Raw genomic sequence first — 25,594 nt, forward strand, 5'->3', positions numbered from 1 at the left:
CTCTGCCGCGATGAAGCTCAGAGTTCAGTAGTCGTTTCTCCCGGACTGCAGGGCTAGGGCTCGGTTCAGGCGGCGGATTCGGCGGCTCGACGCAGGTCTGCCGAAGGCATAGATGAACGGCCATTGGGGCCCGGTGTATTCGGCGGATATATATCCCAAGCGTTGGAGCAGTCCCTTGCCGACCGGGAGGGCTGCGAAGAAGCCGCCGGCGATCGCCCACTGGGTTACTCCGTCGAAGACCAGTCCGCCGGTTGCGGTGATCGCGCCGCCGGTGAAACCTATGACGCTGTCCGGTTTTCTCACCCAGCTGCGCAGGGTGTTCTTCAGTTCCGCGGTGCCGAGCTGACGGGTCAGTTCTCGAAAGACCTTGTCATCCAATAGGTCTGGGTTCTCGTGGGCGACGGATCGGCACAGTGAGGAGAACCAGGAGATCAGCTGGTCGTGTGCGTCGGAACGGACGAAGCCGGAGATATCGTCTACGGTGCCGGAGGTTTCGAGGGTTCGCAGCAGTCTGCGCAGCTGGGTCGCGAGTTCGGCGTAGTTCGCGCGGCGCCGTTGCGCGCGGCGCGTCGATTCACTCGCCGATTCTCCGGGATGTACTTCGGACATCCATTTCAGGAACCGGCTATCGCTCCTGGACAGGAAGAACGGAGCCTCGGCGGCCGAATCAGAGTATGCCTCAGCGTGATTGAAGGCCTGCTGGAACACGGCCTCGGCGATGCCCCGGGGATCGGAGGCCAGGCGGTGGGCGGTACCCAGTACGCCGTCCGGGATCGCGCCGCCGCTGCGTGCTGCCCGGGTGACGCTGCCGACCACTCGTGGATTCTCGGTCAGATACTCCTCGGCGCGTTCCTTGCCCTGCGCCGGGGGAACTATGCGCACACGCTTGTCGATATCCGCTTTCTCTCTGTCCTCCTCGGCGATACGGCGAACGACATCGTCCACGCCTCGCGTCCATTTGGCGCCCGCCCAGTAATGGTTGTCCCGGAATGTCGAGGACATGATCCAGCTTTCACGGGCGTGAATGCGAAGATCTCCCCGGGTAATCAACTCCAGGAAGACCTTCGTTCCGATCGCGCAGTCCGGGCTGTTCAGCAGGACGGTCGATGGTGCCCACAGCACCAAGGGTCTGCTTGCTGCGATCATTCGGTGCAGGTTGCCGTACCCAACCGGCCCGTACTCGCTGATATGACAAAAGGTACGGAAATCCGTGCTCGCCATGCTCGTATGCTCCGCTTGGCCTGACAGTTGCCTCTCATGATGGCACCGAATGAGCCGCGCTACCTACAGTCGGCCGGGTCAGGCAAGCTGGGTCGGCGGGCCCGGTCATTGAGCGCGAGTATGCGCCATCACCGTGAGCCGAGCACTGACAACACAGTTGATCGGATCCCATCTCTTGCCGGAATCGAGATCCGCTGACGGCGGCCGGGTGATTCTGAGAAGGTCACCCCATGAAGATCGGTGTCGCACTTCCGCAAATGGCTCCCGGCTACGGCCCGGGCACTACCGTCGACTGGGCCCGGCGGATCGACGCCGGGCCGTTCTCGAGCGTCTCGGTGGGCGAGCGGGTCACCTTCTCCAACCCGGAAATGGTCGCCACCCTGGGCGCGTGCGCGGCGGTGACCGAACGGGTGCAGGTCCTGGCGAACCTGTGGGTGCTGCCGCAGCATCGGATGGCAATGGTCGCCCAGCAGATCGGCACGCTCGACCAACTCTCGAACGGCCGCCTGGAGGTGGCCGTCGGCGTCGGCGGCCGCGAACACGACTACCGTGCTCTCGGAGCCGATTTCACCCGCCGCCACCAGCAACTCGACGACAAGGTAGCCGAACTGAAGTCCCTGCTCGACGGCAAACCCCCCTTCGACGGCGCCGACCCCGTCGGCCCCGCCTGCGTCCAGCCCGGCGGCCCGATCATCCTGGCCGGCGCCATGGGCCCGAAGGCAATGCGCCGCGCCGCCCACTGGGCCGACGGCATCTCCGGCTTCAGCATCCCCGGCGACGCCGACGAAATCGCCAAAACCGGCGACCTCGCCGACCGCTGCTGGTCCGAAGCCGGCCGCCGCACACCCCCACGCAAAGTCAGCGGCTGCTTCACCGCCCTCGGCGTACCCGACGCCCCCACCGCCCTCCGCTCCTTCACCTCCCGCTACCTCAACTTCCTGGGCCCCAAACTCGCCGACCTGATCGCCGCCACCACCCGCGCCTCAACCCCCGAAGCTCTCGCCGACATCCTCGACGGCGCCGAACAAGCCGGCTGCGACGAATTCATCCTGGTCCCAGCCGTCACCGACCTGAACTTCCTTGCAGTAGCGGCCGAGGTAGTGGCGGCACGGTCATGAAGATGCCGCGTCGGACGTCACCCCGCGGTTGCCGAGGCCTGGACACCACCAGGACATCGGCTGCCCTCGGCGTAATCGCTGCCGCAACACTTCTCAGCGCATGCGATACCTCGGCCGACAGTCACTCCACCCCAACCCCCACTCCGACCTCCGCCAGCGCCGCGCACATCCCTGTATACGAATGTGACGAGGCAATCGTCGTAACCCCATTGGGCTACAAGGATGGAGACACCGTAACCGTCACCGGCCGCGGCAACTGCCAACCCATGGAAGGCACTGTCGCACAAGGCGACACCATGAAAGGCCCCTGGCAGATCGCCCGACGTAACCCGACACCGGCCACCTACAACTGCGGGAAGCAACCTCCGCCGATCATCGATTTCGACGGCAAACCCATCGAATTCCAGACCATGTCCGGCAATATCGGCAGCGCACCGGCCTACGTCAACGGCTGGGACTGCTACCCGTAAGGCCCCGGACATCCCGGTCTCCGGGTTCGGGCGGGGTCACGATCGGTTTCCGAGCCCGGTCATGCCCTCCCCGACCTTCGCCGCCAGTTCCTCACGCTCAGCCTTCTCGATCACAAGGTATTCGAGCTTATCGACAGCGGCGAACTGCTGTTCACGAAACGGGACACCCGGCGGCAGCGGCGCGACATGCCAATGAACATGAGAGACGCCCTGCATGCTCCCGAAGCTGAACACGTAAAGGCGTTCGGTCGGCGTGATCTCAGCGAGCACCCGCCCGAGCCGATGAATACGCAATTGCAATGCGAGATAGTCGTTTTCGCTGAAGTCGGACACGACGTTGGTGACATGCCGCCGAGGTGCGAGCAGACTGTAGCCGTAGAGCCGCGGCCAGGGCGGAAAGAACACGACGCAATGCTCATCACGATAGGCAACGGTTTCGCGCTCGCGAGTCGTCTGCTCGTCGGCCAGCTCGCAGATGAAGCACTGCCCGGAGGCGTTCTCGGCTTGAACTCGGGCGATGTAGTCGTCGGCATCGAGCGTGTCGGTGCGATGGGTGAGAATCGTTTCGTCGCTGCGTGTTCCAGGGTGTTGCGGATCCGTGGCCTGGTTCGGGCATGCGTAGGATTCGTTGGTACGGGGGTTGGCATGACGGGCGACGTTGAGTTGCGATCCGAACGTGTTCGGCGGTGGGTGCGACATACTCGTCGTGGCTTTCTGGGTCTGGCGGCCGGTTTGTGGCTGGTCGGGTGCGTCTATGGGTTTTTGACGGCTCCTGTTCACCCGGTATGGCCGTGCTCGTCGGACAGGTACGCGGGTGAGGCGACGCGACTGCTGGTTCTGGAACTGGTGATTGCGGTGTCGCTGGTAGTGGCGGTTTCGGTCACCGAGCGTGCTCGACAGCCGGGCGATGCCGCCGAATGCTCTGGTTCCCAAAGGATCTCACGGCCGCTGTGGTCGCTGGGGATCCTGTGGTCCTTGTTCGGATTGATCACGCTCCAGGTCACCGGAATCGCACCGTTCCTCGGATACATCCCTATCCTCGATCTCTCACAGGCCCGAGAGGGCGCATTGCTCATGATGTGGGCAGCCACAATCGCTTTCGGCGCAGCCGCAGTCGCCCATACCCTCGCGGTCGGCGAGCGCCTCACAAGGTCGAGGCATATAGTTTCGGCGCGTCGTCTACATCCGGCACCTGCCCTGATAGTCGGCGTGGTCGTCGGCATCGCCTTGGCTGTACCCGCGTGTGTATCGAACTGGACGAATCCGTCCGAATGCATGTCCCTCCGCGTCTGAATCCATCGCGCGGCGACAGCAACCGTTCACCACGCTGCCCGTAGGGTGGGGACTCGTGGATTCAGGTGACAAGCTCGAGGACTTGCGATCGACGCTCTCGTGCGTTTTCGAGAAGCTCGGCGCGGAAACCCTTACCGAACCAGACCGCGTCGAGCTGGTAGCGCGCGCCGAGGTGGTTCAGGAGCAGATCGACGCGATCCAGTACGCCGAGGAATGACCACAACCAGCGCAGCTGCCAGGTGAGCGACACCCGGGCCTCTCCCGAACCGTGCAGGTAGTGCCTAATTGTTGGCGCGCTGGATGGCGCGTTGAACCAGGCTGCGGATGCCCGGGAGCTGGATTGCGCGCAGCATCATTTCGCCAGCCCATACCTGCATGCGTGACGACGGCGCGAATCGGCTGATTCCCTTGCGCGCCAATGCCTGCCGCTTGTCCACCTCCGGCCGCAGCGCCGTCTCCCAGGCGTCGAGGGCGGCGGATATGTCGTCCCCATGGTCCGCCAGCGCGGTACCGAGCCGATCGGCGCCGTCGAGTGCGAGAGCGGCCCCGTATCCGGCGAAAACCGTTACACACCAAGCCGCATCGCCGAGCAGCACGACTCGGCCCTGGCTCCAGCGGTCCATCACGATCTGGCCGACCGAATCGAAGTAGGCGCTGCCGGGCGCGGTGTCGAGCTGATGGAGCGCTTCGGCGACACCGCCGCCGAGATCCCCGAACGTCTGGGTGAGTGCGGGTGCGGCGCCGAGTGCGAGTTCGGCATCGGGGGCGGGGGAGCGGTAGGCGAAGAACGCCGAGGATCGATCCGGCCCCATGTTCATCACCGCGGCCGTGCGTCCGGGTCCGATGTACGTGTTGCCGACGCCATCCGGGATGTGGTCGGGCGCGGTGTCCAGGGGGAAGGCGCCGACCATATGGCCCAGGTCCACGAAATACTCTGACTCGGCACCGAATACGAGTTCTCGAACCCGAGAGTGGACGCCATCGGCACCGACGAGGAGCTCGGTCCTGAGGTGGGTGCCGTCGCTGAGCGTGACTTCGACCTTCCCCGGAGTTTGCGTGACGGCCTGCACCGTAGTGCCGAAGCGAATATCGGCGAACTCGGCAACTGCGTCGTACAGCGCCGACTCCAAATCGCCGCGAAACAAGCTCAACGCCCGATCTCCAACAGCGGCCTCGGTGACAGCGCTGGGAATCCGGAGCTTCTCCCGCCCGTCGGCGTGGACGAGGACCGAGGTGAAGAATCCGATATCGCGCGGCCGCAACGCCGGCAACAGCCCGAGTCGCTCGGCAGCATCGAACCCGTGCCCGTGCAGGTTCAGCAGGTAACCGCCACTGCGGCGACCCGGCGCGCGTTCGACCATCACGACATCCCACCCCTGCTGATGCAATCGCAGAGCGGCAGCGAGCCCGGCGATCCCCGCGCCGACGATCGTCGCCCGCCTGCCGGACGACTCGTCATGTTGGCGCGCCGCGCTTTCGAAGGCTTCCATTGCGACTCCTCGGTTCGATGTGCCGTCGGCGAGAACCACTCGTGAACGCTCGCCCTGCGTCAACTAGTAGTTGACGAATCGGCGAGCGTCAACTACTAGTTGACTCATGGTTAAGCGCGCACTCGTGGGCGATGTAGTAACCGGCATTCCGGCCAGCCGAGGCATCGCCGCCGGTCCGGTCCGGCTGATATCCGGCGTCGATGACTTCAGCACGGTCGAGCCCGGCGATGTAATCGTCTGCCGCACAACCGATCCTTCATGGACGGTCCTACTCGGTATTGCCGCCGCGGTGGTGACGGAAATCGGAGGAATCCTGTCCCACGCGGCGATCGTCGCCCGCGAGTACGGAATCCCAGCCGTGGTCGCAGCCGAAGGGGCGATGAAGGTGCTGGCGCAGCATCGAATCGTCTCGGTCGACGGAACCACCGGATCCATCCGTCCGGCCGCCGATGCCCCCTCGCAGTGACACGAAAGGCAACTCCCCGATGACGCACGTTTCAGCCAGTTCACTGCTCGCGCTGCACGCCATCCGCCTCGGCGGATTCGTCGACACACAAGCGGTCGCCGCCAGATACCGAATGCCCACCGGCCTCGCCGAATCTCATGTGCGGACTTTCCGCGAACACGGCTGGATCAGCCACTTCCGTTTCGGACCCGACGCAGGCTGGTCCCTCACCGCCAGCGGCCGACAGGAAAACGAGCGCCAACTCGCCCACGAACTCGCTAAATGCGAGGCAAAAGCCTTGGTGGAAACCATCTATCGCGCATTCCTCCCCCTGAACGCACGCCTGACCCAAGCCTGCACAGCCTGGCAACTAACCATCCTCCCCGACGGCAGCATGCACGACAACAACCACGACAACCCACAACACGACGCCCAAATCCTGTCCGAACTGAACACCCTCGCAACCGAATTAACCCCACTGACAACCCAACTCACCAACCAGCTAGCCCGCTTCTCCGGCTACGACACCCGATTCACCACCGCACTCACCCAAGCCGCCGACAACCCCGACATGATCACCGGCACCACCCCCACTTCCGCCCACCGCATCTGGTTCGAACTACACGAAGACCTGATAGCCGCCCTGGGCATCGACAGGTCCCTCATCGCGTCCCCATAAGCGGGCAATCGAGACGTCGTTGCCGTCATCCGTTCGAGCACAGCAGGATTCGCCCGTCATCGGTACCGATGAGCAATTGACCGTTCCCCGTCACAGTAACGGCGGTCGGAATGACAGGCATCGCGGCGACGATCAGGTACTGGCGCTGAACTACCGTGCCGGAATCGAGCTCGAGTGCCACGAGCTCACCATCGTCGTACCCGATGTACACGAACTCGGAATCGGCATCGAGGCAGGTGGCCCTGTGATCGGTGCGGAAGATCCAGTTCGGTTCGCCAGTCCTCGTATTGCGGCGCACGACGAACGATCCGCCGGGTTGCAGACCGTGACCGTGATAGACGCTGCTCGCGTACACCAGATCACCGTCCGCTGTCTCCACGCCAGGACCCGCGAAATGTGCTTCACCCGGCACCCATGAGAAGGGGAATACTCGTGTGAAGTCAGCCGGTTGAGGCGCACGCGGGCGCTCTGCCGCTGGTACCTCTTCCAAAGGGGCTGTAGCCAGCCATATCTCGTACTCGTCGATCCCCAACGCGTCCTCGTTGGGCTCGATGTCGTAGAAGTACACCCGGCTGCCGCGGCGAATGCGAAGCCGGCTGCGTTCGGAGTTCGAGCCTTCCGGCACCAGCGCCGGCGCGCCGTCGGCACACCGCACGAGTGACATCGGATCGGAGAGACTCAGGGCATCGAGCTGCCGGCCGTCCTCGAGGCAGATCCGAGCCACCGATGGAGCCTCGCCCAACCATTTGTGACGGACCAGATTGGTCCAGACCGTCTGTTCGTCGCCGGCCACGACGATGTCCCGCCCACCGCGGTTGTCCGGAACAGCCAACTGCTGCTGCCCGGACGGCAGCCACGATTCGACGCCTACCCCATCGAGCGCGGCGACGATCCTGCCGTCCGAGAGCTGCTCGATCGCACGAATATTCCGTCGCACTTCCCATCGCGAGGACAACTGTCCGATCCGCCGGCCGGCGTCAGCCCTGTTGTCCGGTCGCGGCAGCGGTACCCGTGGCCCGGCCAGGTCATATCCGGTGATCGAGTTCGCTGGCACCGACCGCCAATCGTCGCGATGCACCACCGCGACATGCCCTTCAACCCAGGCGTTCTCATCCTGATAGTCGTCCGGTGGTGACATCTGCACCCGCAACCGATGATCGTCGAGCCATTGCAACCCCAGGACTTCGCGGCCGCTCCAATGCTCGATGAGCGAGGTAACTTTCCCTGTCTCCAGGTCCAGCAGGAGCAGCTCTCCTTCGAAGTGGTAACCACCGTCATAGCTGCCCGAGCCGACCGCGAGCAGCGGCAGTGTGGGATGGAAAGCCATGGCGTGCACCGGGAAACGAGTCCGCACCAAAGCGCAGCCAGCCAGACTGTCGCGGCTGTATACCCCAATCGGCGACGACTGACCGAGATGGTCGTAAGCCCCCGCCACGGCCACCAAATTCCGACGCTCATCATCAACGACGAGCACGGGTTCACCGGCTTCAGCGAAGGGACGGTCACCGAAAACCCGGCGAACCCGAAACGCAAAGGACATAGCCACATCGTGCAGGCCCCGCCCGGCACGCCACGTATCCGGGTCAGCCGGACCGCCGAAGCGCGCGGACAGTATGTGAGGTTGCCCCGGATTCCCGGACTGATTGGTTGTGTTGATTATGCCGCTCGGTGAGCGGCGGTGTGGACTCGTTCGTAGTCCACGGGGCTGAGCATGTCGAGCTTCGAATGTCTTCGGGTCGGGTTGTAGAACGCTTCGATGTAGTCGAAGATCGCGGTGGCCAGCTCCTTTCTCGTCGACCAGCGTCGAGTGTCGAGTAGTTCCAATTGCATTGTGCCGAAGTAGCTTTCGACCATACTGTTGTCGAAACAGTCCCCGATGGAGCCCATCGATCCCAGCAAGCCCGCCGAGCGGATGCGTTGGCCGAAGGCCCAACTGGTGTATTGAGCGCCGTGGTCGGAATGAGCGATGGTCTGCCCCGGTGGTGGTCGGCGCCGCCACCGGGCCATGTCCAAGGCATCGCAGACCAGTTCGGCGCGTAGATGGTCGGCGATCGACCAGCCCACGATGCGGCGGGAGAACGCGTCCAGCACAACCGCGCAGTAGACCCAGCCTTCACCGGTGCGGTGCTGGGTCACGTCCATGCACCACAACCGATCCGGGTGATCGGCGCTGAAACGGCGGTTCACCAGGTCCGGGTTCGGGCTCGCCGACGGATCACGGCGCGTGCAGCCGCGCCGTCGTCGGAACGCGCCCTGCAAGCGCGCCGATCGCATCAATCGGGCAACACGCTTGCGGCCCAACCGGATTCCCATGCCGATCCGCAGCTCGGCATGCACTCTCGGCGCGCCGTAGGTGCCGCGAGAGGCGGTGTGGATCGCGGTGATCACCGCGGTCAGCTCGATGTCGGCCTGCGTCCGCGCCGACGGCCCGCGGTCGCGCCATTCGTAGTACCCGGAAGTCGACACGCCCAGCACCCGGCACGAGATCGTGACCGGGACGCCGGCCGCGGCGAGTTCGGCGACCACCGGGAACACTATTTTGGGAGGACGTTCTCCCGTGCGAAATAGGCTGCGGCCTTGCGTAATACCTCGTTCTCGAGTTCGAGTCGCCGTGCTTTTCGGCGGAGCTCGACCAGCTCGCTGCGTTCGGCGCTGGTCAGGCCTTCACGGACGCCGTCGTCGACGTCGGCGCGTTTGACCCAGTTGCGTAGGCAGGATTCGGAGATGCCCAGGCTCGACGCGACCTGCCCGATCGGGCGGTCACCGGCGCGGGCCAACTCGATCGCGCGTTCGCGGAACTCACGGGGATGTGCTGGAGGCATGTGGACTCCTTCCGGAGGCGAGTATCCCGCCTCACGATCGGTGTCCGGAAGACCGGGCCAACCTCAATGCCAACGGATACTCGCATGGTGACGAACAACCGGGATCCATTTCACCCAGTGCACGAAGCCCTTTCGCATTTTCAGGGCAACGCGCTCGAACACCTGAACCTGTCGATCACCGACTCGACCAACGGCTCGAACCACGAGTCCACCGATGCGCTGGAAATCAGTCTCATCGCACACCGGCCGGACGGCGGAATCAACCTGTCGGTCCGCGACATCCACTACTTCGCGATCCAGCGAGCGCCCCGCGAGAACATCAAATTCCTCGACTTCACGGCAACAACACTGGACCCGTCGATGCCGTTGCCGCCGGGGCTCCCAGAACGCTGGTCGCATACGAAACCAGCACATTCGTTGTTGTGGCTACACGCCGAAGGCGAAGCAACTTTGGACCTCGTCGCCGCGATCGTCGTCGTGCTCAGACAAGTGAGCTGACCTGAGGACGGTCTGAATCGGCTCAGCTCGATGCGGGACGCTTACACCGCACTCTCGCGGTCGGCGAGGAATCTGTCGAGCAGCTCAAAGATCGCCGCCATCAACTGTGCTTCCTGTTCGGGTGTGCGGTCGACGCCGAATTCCTTGTCCGGCAACGCGATATCTTCGATCAGAGCCCACCAGACGAGATTGCTTTCGCGGCGACCATGGTGGGCGAGTATCCATTCCCGGAAGCCATTCAAGCCCTGCTCGCCATGACGGCGGGCCGCGAAGTCGTACCCGTCGAGGAAGCACACCACACCCCGCACAGACCCGTAGCCGATGTACATGCCGGGTCGTTGAGCGAACAGCTGAAAGTACTCACGTTCGCTGAGCTCGGTCTCACCGGTGATCTCGCGTCCGTTCACCATGAGCGGGCGCGCAGGCCCGTAGGAACGCGCGGGGCTGTAGTCCTCCTGCATGCGGACACTCCACCACAACCTTTCCTAACGGACCACCCGCAGTCGGCCTACATCCGAAGTGCCGTCCTGACCAATTGCAGGCCGGCATCCTATACTCGCGCGCCGCGTCTGGTCCGGGAGGATCAACCGGCTGGGCGTTGATATCCGCAGTCCACGACCTGTCCCTGTTCGTCCACGACCGAGTACTCCTGCACCACTGTTCGCAGGTCGCCGAAGTTCTGGACAGTCAGCTTGTTAACCACGCACTCCACGATGCTCGATCGATTGGTGTCGTGGACATTCGACTCTTCAACGTCGGCAGTTCCGGCCGTCAGCTGCCGATCAAGGAATGCGCTCCTCCAGCCGAACATCGAAGACACCTCTGTCTTAGCTTCAGCACGCCTTCGCGTACGGCGGAAATCTGTTTGCCGGCACCGTATCTTGCCCGGCACACTGCCGTCGTGAGCGAGGAGACCTCAGTGGACGAGCTGATCATCGCCGAGAAAGTCGGTTATGCCCTCCGGGCCATCAGGGCGGAACTGGGCTGCAGTATCCACGAGGCCATCGATGAGTTCGACGGGCGCTATCGCCGTCTACGAGCCGAACGAGCGGACGATTTCACAGTGCCACACGGTGAATACGGCCGTGACGTCTACACCTGAGTGCCTGGGTCGCCGAGCCGTCGACCTTCGTGGTTGGAAGCGGATTCTGCCGAAACAGCCAGTGCGGGGTGGTGGCTAACTCTGCATTCGACCGTAGAGGGCTGCGTGGAATCACTCGCTCTGGCTCACACGCGTCTCGGCATGATGTTGGATTCGGGTAGCTAGAAGCGCCCTATGGAGAGCAAGAACGATCCGAATCCCAGCGTTAGGCCGCCGCCCAGGATCGTGAAGAAGAGTGCCAGAAATATGATGGCTCGGGCCTCGCCGTGGTCATAGAACACCGAGGGCGGATGAATCGGGATCACAGGGGAGCGGGCCTGCACTTGTGCCCCCGGTTTCAAGCCATCCTGTATCACGCTGCAGGCATGGCGAGTCCCGTCGGCATCGATGTAGTACCCGACTCCCTCGGTAACATCCTTACTGGTCTCACTCCACAGCATATCGACCGATTCGACATACACGGTCCGCTCTGTGCCATGCCCGGACAAGAACGCGAAACCGTTGAAAACTACTGCCGAACCGTATCCGATTCCGGCCAGCCCGATCAGCACCACCAACAGCCCTGCCAGGGCGGCTAGAAACTGATCCTCGGCGTCAGGCTGGAAACGACTATCCATAGCCCATTCTGCGTCCGATCGACAGTGCACGAACGGGTTTCAGCAGGTCCTGTACGAGCGGGTTGCGACGTTAGCTTGAAGGCCTCCATGCTGTGCGGGCGGCGGACGCGCTATCCCTGCAACGGGACGTCCGCGGTCAGCCGTTCCACGAGGAAGGTGATGATCTCGTCGCGGGCAGCGATGGTCGGCTCACCTTCGGCGTCGACCAGGTGGGCGGTAACAACGCTGTGTGGGCAGCCGACGATCTTCGAGAAGAATGGTGGCGGTGCGGGGTTCGCTGATTCGGCGGGTAGTACTCGGGGTTCGAAGCGGGGGCCCAGGGCGGTGGCGTAGGCGGCGAAGCGCTCGGCGGTGCAGAAGCGGTCGCCTTCGAAGCGGTAGGCGCGGACTACAAGGTCGTCGCGGTCGAGACGGTTGCGGACGGCGGTGAGTTCTTCGGGTGAAATCTCCAGTCCGCCAGGCTCGTCCAGTGGTAGCGACGGGTGGCATACGACAGGCGCCAGTACCGCGGGTTCGAGCGTCATGGTGAGCGCGAAATTGCCGGTGAAGCACATGCCCAGTGCGCCGACGCCGGGGCCGCCGCATTCGCGGTGGGCCAGGGCTGCGAGGGCGCGGAGCCAGACGGCGATTGGGCTGGATTTGCCTGCGCCGAAGGCTCGGAATTCTGCGCTGACGCAGGCTCGTTTGAAGACTTCCAGGCCGGCTTCGGCTTCGGGGTAGGCGCCGTCGCGGCCGAACAGTGACGGCAGGTAGACGGTGAGGCCGGCGTTGCGCACCCAGCGGGCGAATCGGGCTACGTCGGGGCTGATGCCGGGCATTTCCGCCATGATGACGACCGCTGGTCCGGTGCCGCTGACGTACACCGTTCGCGTCACGCCGTCGAGGGTGATGGAGCGCGGTGTGAAGTCGGCGAGGTCGTCGTCGAGGGAGTCCTGTGGGGGAGATTGCTGCACATCGCAAACCCTGCCGTAGCAGGTCGGCGCGGCACCATTGGCGGGAACGCCACTCTTCGGTCTAATCTCGCCACATGATTACCCACCTCGCGCTGGACGGTGTGCTCGAAGGTGCGCTCGGCCTCGGGATCGACATCATCGATACGGCGGCGGGTATCGCCGGTGATGGGACGGGTGGGCGGCTGCGGCAGCGTGTCGTATCGCTCGATGGGCTGCCGGTCCGGTCCAGCGGGGGGCGATCGATCGGCGTCGATACCGAAACACCGTTCGGCGCGCTGGAGTTCGAACCCGGAGATGTGTTGGTGCTGCCGGGGCCGTCCGCGACCAGCGAAGCGCGGGTCGAGGAATTGCTGAGCCGACCGCAGACCGTGCCGATTCTCGAAAGCATCAGGTGTGCAGCAGATTCCGGCGCGACGGTCGCTGCCTCCTGCTCTGCGGTCTTCGTGCTCGCGGCCTCGGGTCTGCTGTCGGGCCGGGCCGCCACGACCACGTGGTGGCTGGCGCCGCTATTGGCACGCAATTACCCCGATGTCACCGTGCAGTCTGATCGCATGGTGGTCGACGCTGGCGAAATCCTCACCGCAGGAGCCGCTTTCGCCCACACCGACCTGATGCTGGCCCTCGTCGCCCGCCTCCGCGGCGGCGCACTGGCGGAACAGGTGGCTCACTACCTGGTCCTCGATGCCCGCATGTCGCAGTCGCGCTACATGGTGCTCGAGCATCTACGCTCCACCGATCCAGTCCTGCGCGCCGTGCAGCAACACGTACACGCCAACCTGCACCGCCAACTATCACTACACGAATTAGCCAGTGCCGCAGCAGTTTCCCCACGCACCCTCACCCGCCGCATCCGCGACCGCGTCGGCGTCTCACCCACCCAATTCGTTCATCGCCTCCGAGTCGGCCAAGCAGTCACCCTGCTCACGACCACGCGCGAACCCGTGGACATGATCGCAGGCGCGGTAGGTTACGCTGACCCAGCAGCCTTCCGTCGCATCTACCGCAGGCACACCGGCGAGACACCCACCGCCACCCGCACTCGAGCGACCGAATCGACCTGACCGTCTAGGAGCGAGTGTCCATCCGTGCGATGTAGCGGCAAGCCCGCGGCCAAGGATCGTGGAGGAATTCCGCGCGGGTGCGATGCCAATGCCTGGCGCACAGCTCATCCAACCCCATATCTAGTCGACGGCCCTGATAGTTCGCGGTCGGTTCTGCGGCGTGCGAGGCCGCGAGCAGCTCACTTTCCAATGTCCAACCGCAGTGATCGAACGCCCACATCCCATCGCTGACATAGACGTGGCTGGGATCGGATTCCGCCGCCGGCCACAATCCGACCGCAGCAAACCCGCGCGCATGCAGGTCGAGGAAGGCATAAGCGAGGATGTGGCAGGCCCCGGCGGCGAAGAACCACTGGTCATCGCGATGCCACGCCAGCTCTAGATCAGCCCGCTCCAGGGGAGTACGCCGGAAGACCGAGCACGGAACATACACGCCAACAGCATATTTCGCGTCTCGACGTCTTGGTCTCAACCCGAGCCGCTTACCGGGGCCCTGGATCGCAATCCGACTGCTTCACGTGGGCTGCGCGAGTTGGATAGTCGCGGGGATAGGGAGAGGGCGGCCGGCACCGGTGTCATCGGTGGGTGCACCAGAAGTGCGGATCAAGGCGCTGCGCAGAGGGCCGTGTCTACGACTTTCATGATGTCGGTGATGATTTCGTCGATTGCGTCCAGGTCTGATGGGATCTGGTTGACGCTCACGGTTACCGCGCGGCCGTCGGCGGTTACGCCGCCTCGGGTTTGGAAGCCGTCGATATCGCCGCCGTGGCCCCAGGTGTCTTTTCCGCAGGACAGTTCACGGTGCATGAGGCCGAGCCCGTAGCCGAGGGGCGGTCCTGGGGCGTCGATCGTGACGGTGCGTTTCATCTCGGCGAGTTGGGCGGGCGGCAGCAGTCGGCCCGAAAGCAATGCGGTGAAAAAGGTGTTCAGGTCTGCTCCGGTGCTGACCATCGCGCCGGCCGCTCCCGCTCCCGACACCTCGAGTCGCGTGATGTCCGTCTGCTTACCGTCGACGAGGAGATAACCGCTCGGGTGGGGGTCGCGTAGAACAGTCTCTCCCCGCGCCGGATAGTAGGTCGCTCGCAAGCCGAGTGGTTCGATGATCCTGCTGGTGATCTGGCGGTCGATCGTGCTCGCGGTCACCTGCTCGATCACCATGGCGGCCACCAGGTAGTTGGTGTTGGAGTAACTCCATTGCGCACCGGGCTCGAACACGGCGGGCAAAGCCAGCGCGCGCCGGACGAGCTCGCCGGTATCGAATTGCGTCAACGGGTTCGCGCGGAGTTGGGGATCGATCAATTCCCCGTATTCGGGCAGTCCGCTGGTGTGCTGCAACAGATTCCGGATGGTGATTCGGTTGCCGTCGAATCCCTGCCCGCGCACGACGCCGGGCAGATATCGCTCGACCGGCGCATCGAGATCCACCTTGCCCTCTGCCACCAACTGAAGTATCACCGTCGCGGTGAAAGTCTTCGTGTTACTGCCGATCCGCACCCGGCCCTCGTCAGGAAATGGCGTGCGCTGCTCCACATCACCGACTCCCGCCGAAGCAACCCAACTCCCGCCGCGATCGGACACCACGACCTGCGCACCCGGCAGCCCATGACGATCGACCAGAGCGCCCAACTCACCGACAATTTCGGAACGTCCCCCATCAACCACGATGGGTTCGCTCGTCCCACCACCGGCGAGGCCGCACGACGCCACCCCGGCGGCTGCCGACCCCGAAACCACCAACCCGATCACCACACGGCGAAAACCATTCGCTCGCAACCCGATTCCCTCTCCACTCCAGCTGATGCGCTTCCACGATCAAGCTAAGAGCGTTCGGACCACGCACACCAACCAGGCAACTCCCTTATTAATGGTGGTGCTGGCACCCCGAAAGGCCGGAACGGGCAGCCTCACCGTCGTGCAGCTTCGGAAGGGCGTGATTCCTCCTCTCGGCGGTCGAGGTTCAATCCACGACTGCCACACCGTGCCCGGATCTTGTAAACCGCTGCCCGGAATCGACGAGGATCACGTCCCCGAAGGGGAGCAGGTCGTCGATGGATGCGGCGACCAGGTGTGCGCGACTCGGGATCACGATGGCCTCGGCGTCCTCGCTCCACGCGATTGCCATGAGCTGATTGATGGCGGTGCCGCGCCGGGAGACGTCGTAGACGATGGCTGCGATGGTGTACCCGAGTCGTGCTGCCGTGGTATGGATTTCGTCCTCATCGCGGGCCCGGGCGCCGGCCGAGATGGCCCGTCGGATGAACCCGACGGCGGGCCGGAGATGGAGTGGTTGGATGTCGGCGATCACCGGACGCCTCCGTACTGGCGGTAGAACGGGCGGCGAATCGCGATCTCGCCACGCTCGGTCGGCCGCCACCGCGCCGGGACCCCATGCGTGTCGACCGCCAGGCCGTCGCGCGAGAGTCGTAGCAGCGCCCGGCGGACGGAAGATCCGGACAGTCCGGTGAATCTGCACAGTTCGCTGACCGTGAGGGCCGATGCTGTCGCCGAGAAGGTCAGCGCTGCCAGTACTTTCGCTTCGTGATGGGTGAGCGCCATCAGTCTCACTGCTCTCCGATCCGGGGGAGTCCAAGTGGTACGTGCGATGAGCGAATCCGATGTGTGCCGTTTCACGGTCGCAGGTGCCACAATGGAGAAGGGGCACAATCTGTGCCCCTATCGCAGAGCGAAATTTGATTGGCTCGGTGACCGTTATGGTTCGCGATGACAACGAATTTGGGCAGCGCTTGCAGAAGCTTCGGACGCAGGCGGGTATGACGCGGCTTGTTCTCGGAGAACTAGCCGGTAGGTCTGCCAGCTGGGTGAAAGCGCTCGAGACGGGGCGTTTGCAGCAGCCACGCCTGCCCATGCTGATCCGCCTCGCCGAGATACTCGGTGTCGGCGACCTGGTCCAGCTGACGGGGCCGCAGCCGTTGCAGCGGTCGGCTTATGGGAAGACCGTGCATCCGGCCTTGCCGAAGATCACCGATGCGCTGGTCTCCTACCCGGTGACGGCGAGCAGCGGCGATGCGGACTTGTCTCCCGAGGCATTGGCCGCCCGGGTCCGCCAGGCTTGGGCGCTCTGGCACGGTGCGGCCTATCAACGATCAGCGGTCGCGACCTTGCTTCCGGATCTGCTGCGAGACTCACGAATGGCGGTCCGCCAGCTGGACGGACTCGAGCGCCGGAAGGCGCAGACCATGTTGGCGCAGGTCTACCACCTGACCCAGCTGTACCTGAGCTTCCAGCCTCCTGCGGCACTGGTGCTGATGTCCGGCGACCGCGCCATGACCGCCGCCCAAGACGCCGACGACCCCCACGCGATGGCTGCCGCCGCTTGGTACGTCAACCACGTCTACCGCGATGCCGGCGAAGCACATGAAGCGCGCGTCGAACTGGCACACCAGATGTGCGGAATCCTCACCCCCGACAAAGGTGGCAACGACCTCGCGCTCTGGGGCCTCCTGAAACTCGCGATGGCGTTGTCCTACGCGAAGATCGGCCGCGAAGGCGATGCTCTCCGCTGCTGGGATGAGGCGGACAAGGCGGCGAAAGCGCTGGGCGACAACTATATTCACCCGTGGCTGATGTTCGGCCGCGTCATGGTGGACGCCTACATGATCACCATCCAGGCTGACCTCATGCACAGCGGTTACGCCATCCGCCAGGCCGCGCGGGTAGACCTGACCAAGATGCCCTCCGCGACTCGGCGGAGCTTCCACATGGCCGAGACCGCGCGGGCGTATCACATGCGCGACGAGGCACTCGCGACCGTGACCATGCTGACGAAGGCGCAGAAGGAATCGCCCGACACCTTCGGCTTCTCACTCTTCGCGCAGTCTGCGGTGCCCGATTTGGTCGAGAACGGCGGCGAGACCGTACGCGACGACGCCACTCGCCTCGCGGCGAACTTGGGCATCGACGGCAGCGTGTGAACAGCTTGGAAAGCACGTGACCGTTGCGATGGACCAGCGGCACATAGCCTTTGATCTATGGGCAACGAAACCACAGACCTGATCGCCAACCTGCCTCGCAAGCGGATGGGTGCCGGTGTTCTGTTCGTCGATGACGAGGGACGGGTGCTGCTCGTCGAACCTACCTACAAGGACTATTGGGAGATCCCGGGTGGTGTGGTGGAGGCGGAGGAGTCGCCTGCCGCTGCGGCGGTGCGGGAGATTCGGGAGGAGTTGGGGCTCGAGATCGAGTTGGGGCGGTTGCTCGTGACCGATTGGGTGCCGTCGGGCATTTATCCTGGTGACGGGGTGATGGTGGTTTTCGATGGCGGGGTGCTTTCGGCCGAGCGGGCGGCGGCGATTGTTCTTCCCGCGGACGAGCTTCGGAGTTGGGCGTGGTGCGATGCGAACGAGATCAAGCGATTGCTGCCGGCCGCGCTGGCTCGGCGCGTATCCGGGGCGCTGCGGGCTCGCCGGGAAGGGATCGCGGTCTATTCGGAGGACGGGTACGTGATCGGCTGATCTTCGCCGTTGCGCGACGACAACGGATGGGCCAGTACGGTGGCCGGATGGCTGTCACTGTGGAAACGCTGACCGTGATCGATGACGAGATCGTGGAGGCTTTCGCGAGGCTGGTGCCTCAGTTGTCGAGTACGGCGAAGCAACTGGATCGGGAAGCGTTGGAGCGCTTGGTTTCTGCGGAATCTACTACCGTGTTGGTCGCTCGGAGCGGGGAGCAGGTCGTCGGGACATTGAGTTTGGTGATGTTTCCGATTCCGTCGGGGTTGCGGGCGCGCATCGAGGATGTGGTGGTGGATGATTCGGCGCGGGGGCAGGGGGTGGGCGCCGCGCTGATCGAGGAGGCGAAGGGGCGGGCGCGGGATGCGGGGGCGCGGACGGTGGATTTGACGTCGCGGGCGGAGCGGGTGGCGGCCAATCGGTTGTATGAGCGGCTCGGGTTCCGGGTGCGGGAGTCGCGGGTTTATCGCGTTCAGGGGTGAGGGGCGGCGAAGCGGTCGGCTATTTCCGCTGCGGTCACCTTCGCCAGATCCGCCAGGAAGGGGAGGCGTTCGGGGATCATCAGGCTGGTGGGGCCGCGGAGGCCGAGGGCGAAGCGGCAGTCGCCGGTGGGGGTGAGGATGGGGAGGGCGATGGTGCGGAAGCCGGGATCCAGTTCCTCGTTGTTGTAGCCGTAGCCGCGGGATTTGGTGCGGGACAGCTCTGCTCGCAGTTCGGCGGGGGTGGAGACGGAGCGATCGGTGCCTTCGTCGTAGGGGAGGGATTCGAGGAATTCGTCGGGGGTGTCGGAGAAGGCCAGCAGGGTTTTGCCGAGCGCGCTGGCGTGCAGGGGGAGGCGGACGCCCATGAGGGCGTGGCCGTCGGATTCGCGCCAGCGGCTGGTGCCGAGCAGCACGGCGTGAATGCTGTGCCGGATGGCGACGGAGGCGCTGGCGCCGGTGGTGGCGGCCAGTTGTTCCAGGCAGGGTTCGGCCAGGTAGATGCGGTGCTGCCGATAGGCGATCTGCCCGTATTCGGCCAGCGCGCCGCCCATTCGGTACCGGCTGGACAGCTCGTCCTTCTCCAGGAAACCGGCCTGCACGAGCGCGGCCAGCAGGCGATGGGTGGTGCTGACCGCCAGCCCCTGCTGACGCGCGACCTCGGAGACGCCGCGTTCCTCGCCGCTCCGGAAGCAGTCGAGAACCGATAGGGCGCGGGCGACGGTCTGCACTCCGGAGGCTTCCACGTCGGCGACGGTAGCACAACGACATGGCCGGGGATAAGCAGCAGGTTTCCATCAAGTGGAAAGACGGCGATGATCGCCGGGTTTCGCTCGGGGTGCGCGAAAACCTGTCGAGAACACGTGCTTTCACCGTCCCAGCCGAAACCTCCCGGCTCATAACCTTTCCGGGTGCACCCTGTCAATCCTTCCGATCCTCGGAAAGCATTACCTCGCCGCACCCGCCCTCGCCCCCTACTGTCGCCAGTCATCGATCGATTGCGATCCATGACTCGGAAGAGGTGTTCCACGATGTTCCGCACACGCCGGCCAAACCGTTGGCGTCTCGCGCTCGCGCTCGCCCCCATCGTTGCTCTGGTGGCGGCGTGTGGATCCGGATCGGACTCCGATTCCGGACCGCGAGCGGAGCTGGTGTTGAAGGTGGCCGATCCGGGCAATTCCGGACCGCTCGCGGTGGCCAAGCGCGACGGCACCTTCGACAAGGCCCTCGCCCCGCTGGGCGCGAAAGTCGAATGGGTCACCACCACACCGGGATTCAGTTCCATGTTGAAGCTGTTCAACACCAAGGAACTCGATGTCTCCGGCGCCGCGTTCAGCCCGGTGGTAGGCGCGCTGTCCAAGGATGTCGCGGTCCGCATCGTGGCCGTGCAGGATCCGGTGGGCAAGGACCAGAGCGGCATCATCGCCGCCAAGGACTCCGGCATCCACTCGGTGGCGGATCTGGTCGGCAAGCGCGTCGCGGTGAACCCGGCCGCCAAGGGCGAGTACATCCTGCTGAAAGCCCTCGCTCAGGCCGGCATCCCGGCCGACAAGGTGACCCGGGTGCCGCTGCAGCAGAAGGACGCCGCCTCGGCGTTCGCGACCGGCAAGGTCGATGCCTGGGCCTCGTTCCTCGTGCCCTACCAGGAGGCGAAAGCCAATGGCGGCGTGGAGATCGCGACCGAGCAGAGCATCGGCTCCAAGGACAACTCGGTGGTGGTCTTCCGCACCGAGATCCTCGACAGTCGCCCCGATGTGGCCGCGAAATACCTGGAAACCTTGCAGTCGCTGACCGCCCAGCAGCATGCCGACCCGGCCGGTTTCGAGAACGTCTTCGAACAGACCGGTCCGCGCGCGCTCAGCGGCGCCCGACTCGCCGACGCCCTGCGCGTGGGCGGCGAGGTCACCGTGCCGCGCCTGCCCGCCGAATCCGATGCCGCCGACCTGGCCGATGTGGTGAACCTGTTCGCCGACAACGGCGTCATCAGCCGCAAGATCACCGCCGCCGACATCTTCTACGACCTGAAGTCCAAGCTCACGCCCGATCAGCTCGCGGCCCTGAAGTCCGGCCGCTGACATGGCCGTCCTCATCGCCCCGACCGAGCAGCTGTCGCATCTCGCGCCTCCGCGCAATCGCGTCGAGAAGCCCAGACCCGCATGGCTTTCCCTGCCCCTCCGCTTCCTGCTGCCCGCGCTGATATTCGCTGGCTGGTGGATCGGTTCCGCCACCGGCGCGCTGTCCCCGCAAGTGCTGGCGGGACCGCCGAAGGTCTGGTCGGCCTTCGCCGAACTGCTGCGCAACGGCCAGCTGGTCGACTTCGCCCTCGCGTCCTTCACCCGCGCCGCCCTCGGCGTCGCACTGGGCGTCACCGTCGGCCTGCTGCTCGGCCTCGTCGCCGGATTGTCCAGCCTCGGTGAGGAATTGGTGGATTCCACCATGCAGATCGTGCGCGCCGTCCCGTTCCTGGCGCTGGTGCCGCTGTTCATCGCCTGGTTCGGCATCGACGAGCTGTACAAGGTCCTGCTCATCGCCGTCGCCACCGTCGCGCCCATGTACGCCTACACCTACCTGGGCGTGCGGAACGTGGACCGCAAGGTGGTGGAGGCGGCGCGCGGCTTCGGCCTGACGGGCGTCCGCCTGGTGCTGGAAGTGATCCTGCCGTCGGCGCTGCCCGGCGTGCTCATGGCCTTGCGAGTGTGCTTGTCCATCAGCATCACCGGACTGATCGCCGCCGAACAGGTCGGCACCACCGAAGGCGTCGGCTACCTGGTCACCCTCGCCCAGGAATACAACCGCACCGACTACATGGTGCTGTGCGTGGTCCTCTACGCGGTACTCGGCCTCGTATTCGATGGCCTGGTCCGCATCGCGGAACGCTACGCGATGCCCTGGCGCGGTCAGGTGGCCATCCGATGACCGCCCCGATCGCCGTCCAGCTCACCGGACTGCGTAAAGCCTTCGGCGACAAAGTGGTTCTGGACGGCGTCGACCTGACCGTGCGCCGCGGCGAGTTCGTGGTGCTGCTGGGCCCCAGCGGCACCGGCAAGACCACCCTGCTGCGCCTGCTCACCGGACTGGAAACCCCGGACAGCGGGGAAGTGCTCGTCCCCGCCGCCCGCACCACCGTCTACCAGGAACCGCGCCTCATCCCGTCCAAACGCGTGCTGGCCAATGTGATCGTCGGACAGCGCCGTTCGAAACAATCCCGCGACGCGGGACTGCGCGCCCTGGCCGAAGTGCACCTGGACGGCAAGGCCCGGCAATGGCCCGCCACCCTCTCCGGCGGCGAAGCCCAGCGCGCCGCCCTGGCCCGCGCTCTGGTCCGCGAACCCGAATTGCTGCTGCTCGACGAACCTTTCGCCGCCCTCGACGCGCTGACCCGGCTGCAGATGCAGGACCTGGTCGGCGATCTGGTGGCACGCCACCGCCCGGCCGTCCTCATGGTCACCCATGACGTGGACGAGGCCATCCGCCTCGCCGACCGGGTCCTCATCCTCGATCACGGCCGCTTCGCCGTGGACACCGAAATCGAACTCCCGCACCCGCGCGACCACACCGATCCGGACGCCCTGCGTTATCGCACCGCGTTCCTGGCTCAGCTCGGCGTCGGCCGCAACACCATCGAAACCGCCAGGAGCGCTTCATGACCGACACCCTCTGGTACACCCGCTGCCCGGTCCCCACCGCGAGCGGCCTCGCGCACAGTCTCGGCTGGCTCGGCGAGAACGCGCAGCGCAACGGCCTGGAATTCGGCGTGCTGCAGGACGCCGGCCCGGAGCTGGCCAAGTTCCACTTCGACCACGCCCTGTCGGGGCTGATCCGCGAGGGCGGCAATGTGCCCGCGCTGGCGGCCCGCGCCGCCGGTTCCCCGACCCGGCTCATCGGCCTCACCTGGATCGACGAGGCGCAGGCGATTCTGGTCGGCCCGGATTCGCAGATCGCCGATCCCGCCGGTCTGGCCGGAGCGCGGATCGGCATCCCGGGATGGGCACAGGATCAGGCGCGCAGCTTCCCGCGCGCCATGGCCCTGCACGGTTTCGCCAGCGCCCTGCGCCTGGCCGGGCTGACCCTGGCGGACGTGCGCGTCACGGAGCTGAAGGTCGAGCGGGATCCGCAGGTGCGCACCGAGATTCAGCAGCGCGCCCGCAACATCACCTGGGGCGTGGAGGAGCTGCTGAACGGCGAGGTCGACGCCATCTACGTGAAGGGCGCTCGCGCCCAGGAAGTCGCGAAGGAGCACGGCCTGCGCGTGGCGGTCGACCTCGACGCCACCGACAGCAAGCGCCTGCGCGTCAACAACGGCACCCCGCGCCCGCTCACCGTGCACCAGGAACTCCTGGACACCAATCCCGATGCGGTGATCGGCTTCCTCGCGCAGAGCCTGCGCGCCGCCGACTGGGCGGGCGATCACGCCGAGGGCGTGCGCGAGGTGCTGCAACGCGAAACCCTCTCCGGCCCAGAGGGTGTCGTCGCCGCCTACGGTGACGCCTTCCATCGTGGATTGCATCCGTCGCTCGATCCCGAGCGCGTCGAATTGCTCGGCGTGCAGAAGCAGTTCCTCTACACCCACGGCTTCCTCGCGGCGGACTTCGACCTCGATTCCTGGGTCGCCCACGAACCCCTCGCCCGCGCCCGCGAACTGGTCGCCGCCGGAAAGGTCGCGGCATGACCGAGTACCTGTGGCGACTGCCCAGCCGCGGTGACGGCCGCCGCGCCGATCCGAACTACCGGCACCGCGGCGTCTCCGGCCTCGACGATCTGCGGCAAGTCGTCAACGCCGCCGAACTCGCGGGCCTGGACGGCGTGCTCGCCCCCTACGACCCGCTCGGCGAGGAATCCTGGATCGTCGCCGGGGGAGCGCTGCGCGGCACCCGGTACGCGGGCGTCACCGTCGAATTCCAGCCCGCCTTCGGCACTCCCGTATACGCGGCGAAGCTCTCAGCCACCCTGCAACGCCTGTCCGCGGGCCGCCTGAGCTGGCGGCTGGCCGTCGAGACCGACGACCACGATGCGCGCAGCCGCGGCGACCGCCTCACCGGCGACGACCGCTACACCCGCGCCGCGGAATTCCTGACCGTCGCCCGGGGCGTCTGGAACCAGGAACCGGTCCCCGGCGCGGGATTCCGCGGCACCGGGTTCGAGTTCGCGGGCGAACACTACGACGTCATCGACGGCGGCTTCCGGGGCATCCTGTCCGGCCTGCCCTTCCCGACCGTCTACCTGACCGGCGATTCCCCTGCCGCGCTGGACCTTTCGGCCCGGCACGGCGACGTGCACGTGTTCACCGAATCCCGCGACGACCTGGGCGAACGGCTGGCCGCCCTGCGCGTGCACACCGCGGCCACCGGTCGCCACGTCCGGGCCGGGCTCGAACTGCCGATCATCGCCCGCGAAACCGAGGACGAAGCCTGGGCCCGCGCCGAACGCCAATGGCGCGAAGTCCGCCCCGACGGACCCGGCGCGAGCTCACTGAGCCTCGGCGACGGCCGCTGGGCCGGGTTCGACGCCCTCGGCTACCCCCAATCCATCGGCCTGGTGGGCAGTTACGAGCAGGTGGCCCGTCAGCTCGAGGTGTACGCGGCGGCGGGCATCGACAGCTTCACCTTGAGCGGGCACCCGCATATCGAGGAGGTGCATCGCCTCGGCGAACACCTGCTGCACCTGGTCGATCCGGCCGGACGCACCCTGAAGGAGGCCGTGCTGTGACCATCGACGTCTACTGGCGCATCGGCATGGAAGGCGATCACGCCTCCCTGCGCACCCCGCGCCGCTACAACCGCGGCAATGCCGGCGGCTACGGCCCCGGCAATATCGCCCCCGCCATTCGCGGCGGCGAACTCGACGCCTACAGCTATATCGACCATGCCGCGGCCGTGGTGAAAGCCAGTGAGTCCGCGGGCTTCCTGGGCGGGCTGCTGCCGTCGTTCCCGGTCACCGAGGACCCCTGGGCGATCGCGTCCGCGCTGGCCGCCGAATCCTCGACCTACCGGTTCATGGTCGCCTTCCAGCCCGGCTTCCTGCACCCGGTGCAAGCCGCGCGCATGTCGGCCAGCTTGCAACGCGCCACCGGCGGGCGACTGGTCTACAACATCATCAGCGGAGGCGGCGGCCCGGCCCAATTGTGGTGGGGCGACAAGGTTTCCCACGACGACCGCTATGCCCGCACCAGCGAATTCCTCGACGTGCTGCGCGGAGTGTGGGACGGCCGCCCGTTCACCCACGACGGCCGCTTCTTCCGTACCGAGGACGCCGCGCTGCCGCCGCTGCTGGCCGGCCAGCCGTTCCCGGAGGTGTACTTCTCCGGTTCCTCACCCGCCGCCGTGCACGCCGCCGGACGCCACGCCGACTACTACCTGTCCTGGCTGGAACCGTACGCGGACCTGCGCGCCAAATTCGACGGCGTGCGCGCCCACGCCGAGCAGACCGGCCGCACCCCGAAATTCGCGGTCCGCATCGATATCGTCGCCCGGCACACCGAGGAGGCGGCGTGGGCGGAAATCGAGAAGGGCTGGGCGTTCGTCGACCGCGATGCCGCCAACCGGGCCGCCCAGGGTGATTCGGTCGGCGCGGCCCGCATTCAGGGCTGGGTGCCGGAAACCATTACCGGCTACCGCGATCTGGAAGTGCAGCCGAACGTCTGGTGCGGTTTCAGCCTGATCCGCGGCGGCCCCGCATTCGGTCTGGTCGGCAGCTACGAACAGGTCGCGCAACGCCTGGACGAACTGATCGACCTGGGCGTGGACGCGTTCATCCTGGCCGGCAACCCGCATCTGGAGGAGGCGTACCGGGTCGGGGAGGAAGTGCTCCCGCTGCTCGGCCGCTCCCGCCTCACCGCCCCCGAATCCGCTTTCGTGCTCCAACTCGCCCACTAGGGAGT

At 65.6% G+C, this 25,594-nt stretch carries 31 protein-coding genes; 17 read left to right on the forward strand and 14 right to left on the reverse strand.

Annotated features, from left to right (window positions below; genetic code table 11):
• Positions 1-24: 24 nt before the first annotated feature.
• Positions 25-1,221 carry a hypothetical protein gene (locus tag NY1_RS03910; RefSeq protein ID WP_157762026.1) on the reverse strand — a complete coding sequence of 399 codons (1,197 nt, stop codon included), beginning with the start codon at positions 1,219-1,221 and terminating at the stop codon, positions 25-27.
• A 230-nt stretch (positions 1,222-1,451) separates the two neighbouring features.
• Between NY1_RS03910 and NY1_RS03915 the strand changes: the two genes are divergently transcribed.
• Both NY1_RS03915 and NY1_RS03920 read left to right on the forward strand, forming a co-directional pair.
• Positions 1,452-2,339 carry an LLM class flavin-dependent oxidoreductase gene (locus NY1_RS03915; protein ID WP_067708393.1) on the forward strand — a complete coding sequence of 296 codons (888 nt, stop codon included), beginning with the start codon at positions 1,452-1,454 and terminating at the stop codon, positions 2,337-2,339.
• A gap of 266 nt (positions 2,340-2,605) precedes the next feature.
• Entirely contained in the window at positions 2,606-2,809 is a 204-nt protein-coding gene (locus NY1_RS03920) for a hypothetical protein (protein WP_157762027.1), read from the forward strand.
• 36 nt (positions 2,810-2,845) lie between these two features.
• Here the strand turns inward: NY1_RS03920 and NY1_RS03925 are convergent, their stop codons facing one another.
• Positions 2,846-3,742 carry an HIT family protein gene (locus NY1_RS03925; RefSeq protein ID WP_157762028.1) on the reverse strand — a complete coding sequence of 299 codons (897 nt, stop codon included), beginning with the start codon at positions 3,740-3,742 and terminating at the stop codon, positions 2,846-2,848.
• 415 nt (positions 3,743-4,157) lie between these two features.
• Here NY1_RS03925 and NY1_RS42620 point away from each other — a divergent pair, with 415 nt between their 5' ends.
• On the forward strand, positions 4,158-4,319 hold the full coding sequence (locus tag NY1_RS42620; protein ID WP_157762029.1) for a hypothetical protein: 162 nt from the start codon (positions 4,158-4,160) through the stop codon (positions 4,317-4,319).
• Between the two features lie 64 nt (positions 4,320-4,383).
• On the opposite strand, the gene NY1_RS03935 is transcribed toward NY1_RS42620, so the two are convergent.
• Positions 4,384-5,592: an FAD-dependent oxidoreductase gene (locus tag NY1_RS03935; RefSeq protein WP_067708400.1), complete on the reverse strand. Its 1,209-nt coding sequence runs from the start codon at positions 5,590-5,592 to the stop codon at positions 4,384-4,386.
• Positions 5,593-5,698: 106 nt separating this feature from the next.
• Between NY1_RS03935 and NY1_RS03940 the strand changes: the two genes are divergently transcribed.
• Both NY1_RS03940 and NY1_RS03945 read left to right on the forward strand, forming a co-directional pair.
• On the forward strand, positions 5,699-6,058 hold the full coding sequence (locus NY1_RS03940; RefSeq protein WP_067708403.1) for a PEP-utilizing enzyme: 360 nt from the start codon (positions 5,699-5,701) through the stop codon (positions 6,056-6,058).
• Between the two features lie 19 nt (positions 6,059-6,077).
• Positions 6,078-6,716: a hypothetical protein gene (locus NY1_RS03945; protein ID WP_067708406.1), complete on the forward strand. Its 639-nt coding sequence runs from the start codon at positions 6,078-6,080 to the stop codon at positions 6,714-6,716.
• Between the two features lie 25 nt (positions 6,717-6,741).
• Here NY1_RS03945 and NY1_RS03950 read toward each other — a convergent pair whose 3' ends face one another.
• The 3 genes from NY1_RS03950 to NY1_RS03960 form a co-directional block, all read right to left on the reverse strand.
• Complete coding sequence (locus NY1_RS03950; protein ID WP_067708409.1) at positions 6,742-8,256, reverse strand: PQQ-binding-like beta-propeller repeat protein; 1,515 nt, start codon at positions 8,254-8,256, stop codon at positions 6,742-6,744.
• 116 nt (positions 8,257-8,372) lie between these two features.
• Positions 8,373-9,242, reverse strand: a complete 870-nt coding sequence (locus tag NY1_RS03955) for an IS3 family transposase (protein WP_233434191.1) — start codon at positions 9,240-9,242, stop codon at positions 8,373-8,375.
• An 8-nt stretch (positions 9,243-9,250) separates the two neighbouring features.
• A complete protein-coding gene (locus NY1_RS03960; protein WP_067708411.1) occupies positions 9,251-9,538 on the reverse strand; it encodes a transposase in 288 nt (95 codons plus the stop codon).
• Positions 9,539-9,622: 84 nt separating this feature from the next.
• On the opposite strand from NY1_RS03960, the gene NY1_RS03965 reads away from it, so the two are divergent.
• Entirely contained in the window at positions 9,623-10,036 is a 414-nt protein-coding gene (locus NY1_RS03965) for a hypothetical protein (protein ID WP_157762031.1), read from the forward strand.
• Positions 10,037-10,077: 41 nt separating this feature from the next.
• On the opposite strand, the gene NY1_RS03970 is transcribed toward NY1_RS03965, so the two are convergent.
• A complete protein-coding gene (locus NY1_RS03970; protein WP_084534628.1) occupies positions 10,078-10,497 on the reverse strand; it encodes a hypothetical protein in 420 nt (139 codons plus the stop codon).
• Between the two features lie 440 nt (positions 10,498-10,937).
• Here NY1_RS03970 and NY1_RS03980 point away from each other — a divergent pair, with 440 nt between their 5' ends.
• The gene (locus NY1_RS03980) at positions 10,938-11,138 is read left to right on the forward strand and encodes a hypothetical protein (RefSeq protein WP_067708418.1); all 201 of its coding nucleotides are present in this window, start codon (positions 10,938-10,940) and stop codon (positions 11,136-11,138) included.
• Between the two features lie 161 nt (positions 11,139-11,299).
• On the opposite strand, the gene NY1_RS03985 is transcribed toward NY1_RS03980, so the two are convergent.
• A complete protein-coding gene (locus NY1_RS03985; RefSeq protein ID WP_067708421.1) occupies positions 11,300-11,755 on the reverse strand; it encodes a hypothetical protein in 456 nt (151 codons plus the stop codon).
• Positions 11,756-11,865: 110 nt separating this feature from the next.
• Positions 11,866-12,708, reverse strand: a complete 843-nt coding sequence (locus tag NY1_RS03990; protein WP_067708425.1) for a dienelactone hydrolase family protein — start codon at positions 12,706-12,708, stop codon at positions 11,866-11,868.
• A gap of 74 nt (positions 12,709-12,782) precedes the next feature.
• Here NY1_RS03990 and NY1_RS03995 point away from each other — a divergent pair, with 74 nt between their 5' ends.
• Complete coding sequence (locus tag NY1_RS03995) at positions 12,783-13,769, forward strand: GlxA family transcriptional regulator (RefSeq protein ID WP_067708428.1); 987 nt, start codon at positions 12,783-12,785, stop codon at positions 13,767-13,769.
• 4 nt (positions 13,770-13,773) lie between these two features.
• Here the strand turns inward: NY1_RS03995 and NY1_RS04000 are convergent, their stop codons facing one another.
• The 4 genes from NY1_RS04000 to NY1_RS04015 form a co-directional block, all read right to left on the reverse strand.
• A complete protein-coding gene (locus NY1_RS04000) occupies positions 13,774-14,202 on the reverse strand; it encodes a hypothetical protein (protein ID WP_067708430.1) in 429 nt (142 codons plus the stop codon).
• Between the two features lie 170 nt (positions 14,203-14,372).
• Complete coding sequence (locus tag NY1_RS04005) at positions 14,373-15,518, reverse strand: serine hydrolase domain-containing protein (RefSeq protein WP_233434192.1); 1,146 nt, start codon at positions 15,516-15,518, stop codon at positions 14,373-14,375.
• Positions 15,519-15,726: 208 nt separating this feature from the next.
• A complete protein-coding gene (locus NY1_RS04010; RefSeq protein ID WP_067708436.1) occupies positions 15,727-16,074 on the reverse strand; it encodes a hypothetical protein in 348 nt (115 codons plus the stop codon).
• Complete coding sequence (locus tag NY1_RS04015) at positions 16,071-16,325, reverse strand: MarR family transcriptional regulator (RefSeq protein WP_067708438.1); 255 nt, start codon at positions 16,323-16,325, stop codon at positions 16,071-16,073. The genes NY1_RS04010 and NY1_RS04015 overlap by 4 nt, the downstream gene beginning before the upstream one ends.
• Before the next feature lie 155 nt (positions 16,326-16,480).
• Here NY1_RS04015 and NY1_RS04020 point away from each other — a divergent pair, with 155 nt between their 5' ends.
• Genes NY1_RS04020 through NY1_RS04030 form a run of 3 tightly spaced genes read left to right on the forward strand, consistent with a single transcriptional unit; the run spans position 16,481 to position 18,720 of the window.
• The gene (locus NY1_RS04020) at positions 16,481-17,701 is read left to right on the forward strand and encodes a helix-turn-helix domain-containing protein (RefSeq protein WP_067708440.1); all 1,221 of its coding nucleotides are present in this window, start codon (positions 16,481-16,483) and stop codon (positions 17,699-17,701) included.
• A gap of 57 nt (positions 17,702-17,758) precedes the next feature.
• Positions 17,759-18,241 (forward strand): NUDIX domain-containing protein, encoded by a 483-nt coding sequence (locus tag NY1_RS04025; RefSeq protein ID WP_218028303.1) that lies wholly within the window; start codon positions 17,759-17,761, stop codon positions 18,239-18,241.
• Positions 18,242-18,300: 59 nt separating this feature from the next.
• Positions 18,301-18,720: a GNAT family N-acetyltransferase gene (locus NY1_RS04030; protein ID WP_233434193.1), complete on the forward strand. Its 420-nt coding sequence runs from the start codon at positions 18,301-18,303 to the stop codon at positions 18,718-18,720.
• On the opposite strand, the gene NY1_RS04035 is transcribed toward NY1_RS04030, so the two are convergent.
• Positions 18,711-19,463, reverse strand: coding sequence for an IclR family transcriptional regulator (locus tag NY1_RS04035; protein WP_067708443.1), 753 nt, complete (start codon positions 19,461-19,463; stop codon positions 18,711-18,713). The two genes, NY1_RS04030 and NY1_RS04035, sit on opposite strands and share 10 nt — an antisense overlap.
• A 285-nt stretch (positions 19,464-19,748) precedes the next feature.
• On the opposite strand from NY1_RS04035, the gene NY1_RS04040 reads away from it, so the two are divergent.
• From NY1_RS04040 to NY1_RS04065, 6 genes are read left to right on the forward strand one after another with little or no spacing between them, the layout of a single operon-like run.
• Positions 19,749-20,792, forward strand: coding sequence for an NrtA/SsuA/CpmA family ABC transporter substrate-binding protein (locus tag NY1_RS04040; RefSeq protein ID WP_067708446.1), 1,044 nt, complete (start codon positions 19,749-19,751; stop codon positions 20,790-20,792).
• Position 20,793: 1 nt separating this feature from the next.
• Entirely contained in the window at positions 20,794-21,633 is an 840-nt protein-coding gene (locus NY1_RS04045; RefSeq protein ID WP_067708449.1) for an ABC transporter permease, read from the forward strand.
• A complete protein-coding gene (locus NY1_RS04050) occupies positions 21,630-22,364 on the forward strand; it encodes an ABC transporter ATP-binding protein (RefSeq protein ID WP_084534630.1) in 735 nt (244 codons plus the stop codon). Before NY1_RS04045 ends, NY1_RS04050 begins: the two co-directional genes overlap by 4 nt.
• Complete coding sequence (locus NY1_RS04055) at positions 22,361-23,386, forward strand: ABC transporter substrate-binding protein (protein ID WP_067708450.1); 1,026 nt, start codon at positions 22,361-22,363, stop codon at positions 23,384-23,386. The genes NY1_RS04050 and NY1_RS04055 overlap by 4 nt, the downstream gene beginning before the upstream one ends.
• A complete protein-coding gene (locus NY1_RS04060) occupies positions 23,383-24,423 on the forward strand; it encodes an LLM class flavin-dependent oxidoreductase (RefSeq protein WP_067708453.1) in 1,041 nt (346 codons plus the stop codon). The genes NY1_RS04055 and NY1_RS04060 overlap by 4 nt, the downstream gene beginning before the upstream one ends.
• Entirely contained in the window at positions 24,420-25,589 is a 1,170-nt protein-coding gene (locus NY1_RS04065) for an LLM class flavin-dependent oxidoreductase (RefSeq protein ID WP_067708455.1), read from the forward strand. The genes NY1_RS04060 and NY1_RS04065 overlap by 4 nt, the downstream gene beginning before the upstream one ends.
• Positions 25,590-25,594 lie beyond the last annotated feature (5 nt).

Source organism: Nocardia yamanashiensis NBRC 100130 (assembly GCF_001613325.1).
Lineage (GTDB): Bacteria > Actinomycetota > Actinomycetes > Mycobacteriales > Mycobacteriaceae > Nocardia > Nocardia yamanashiensis.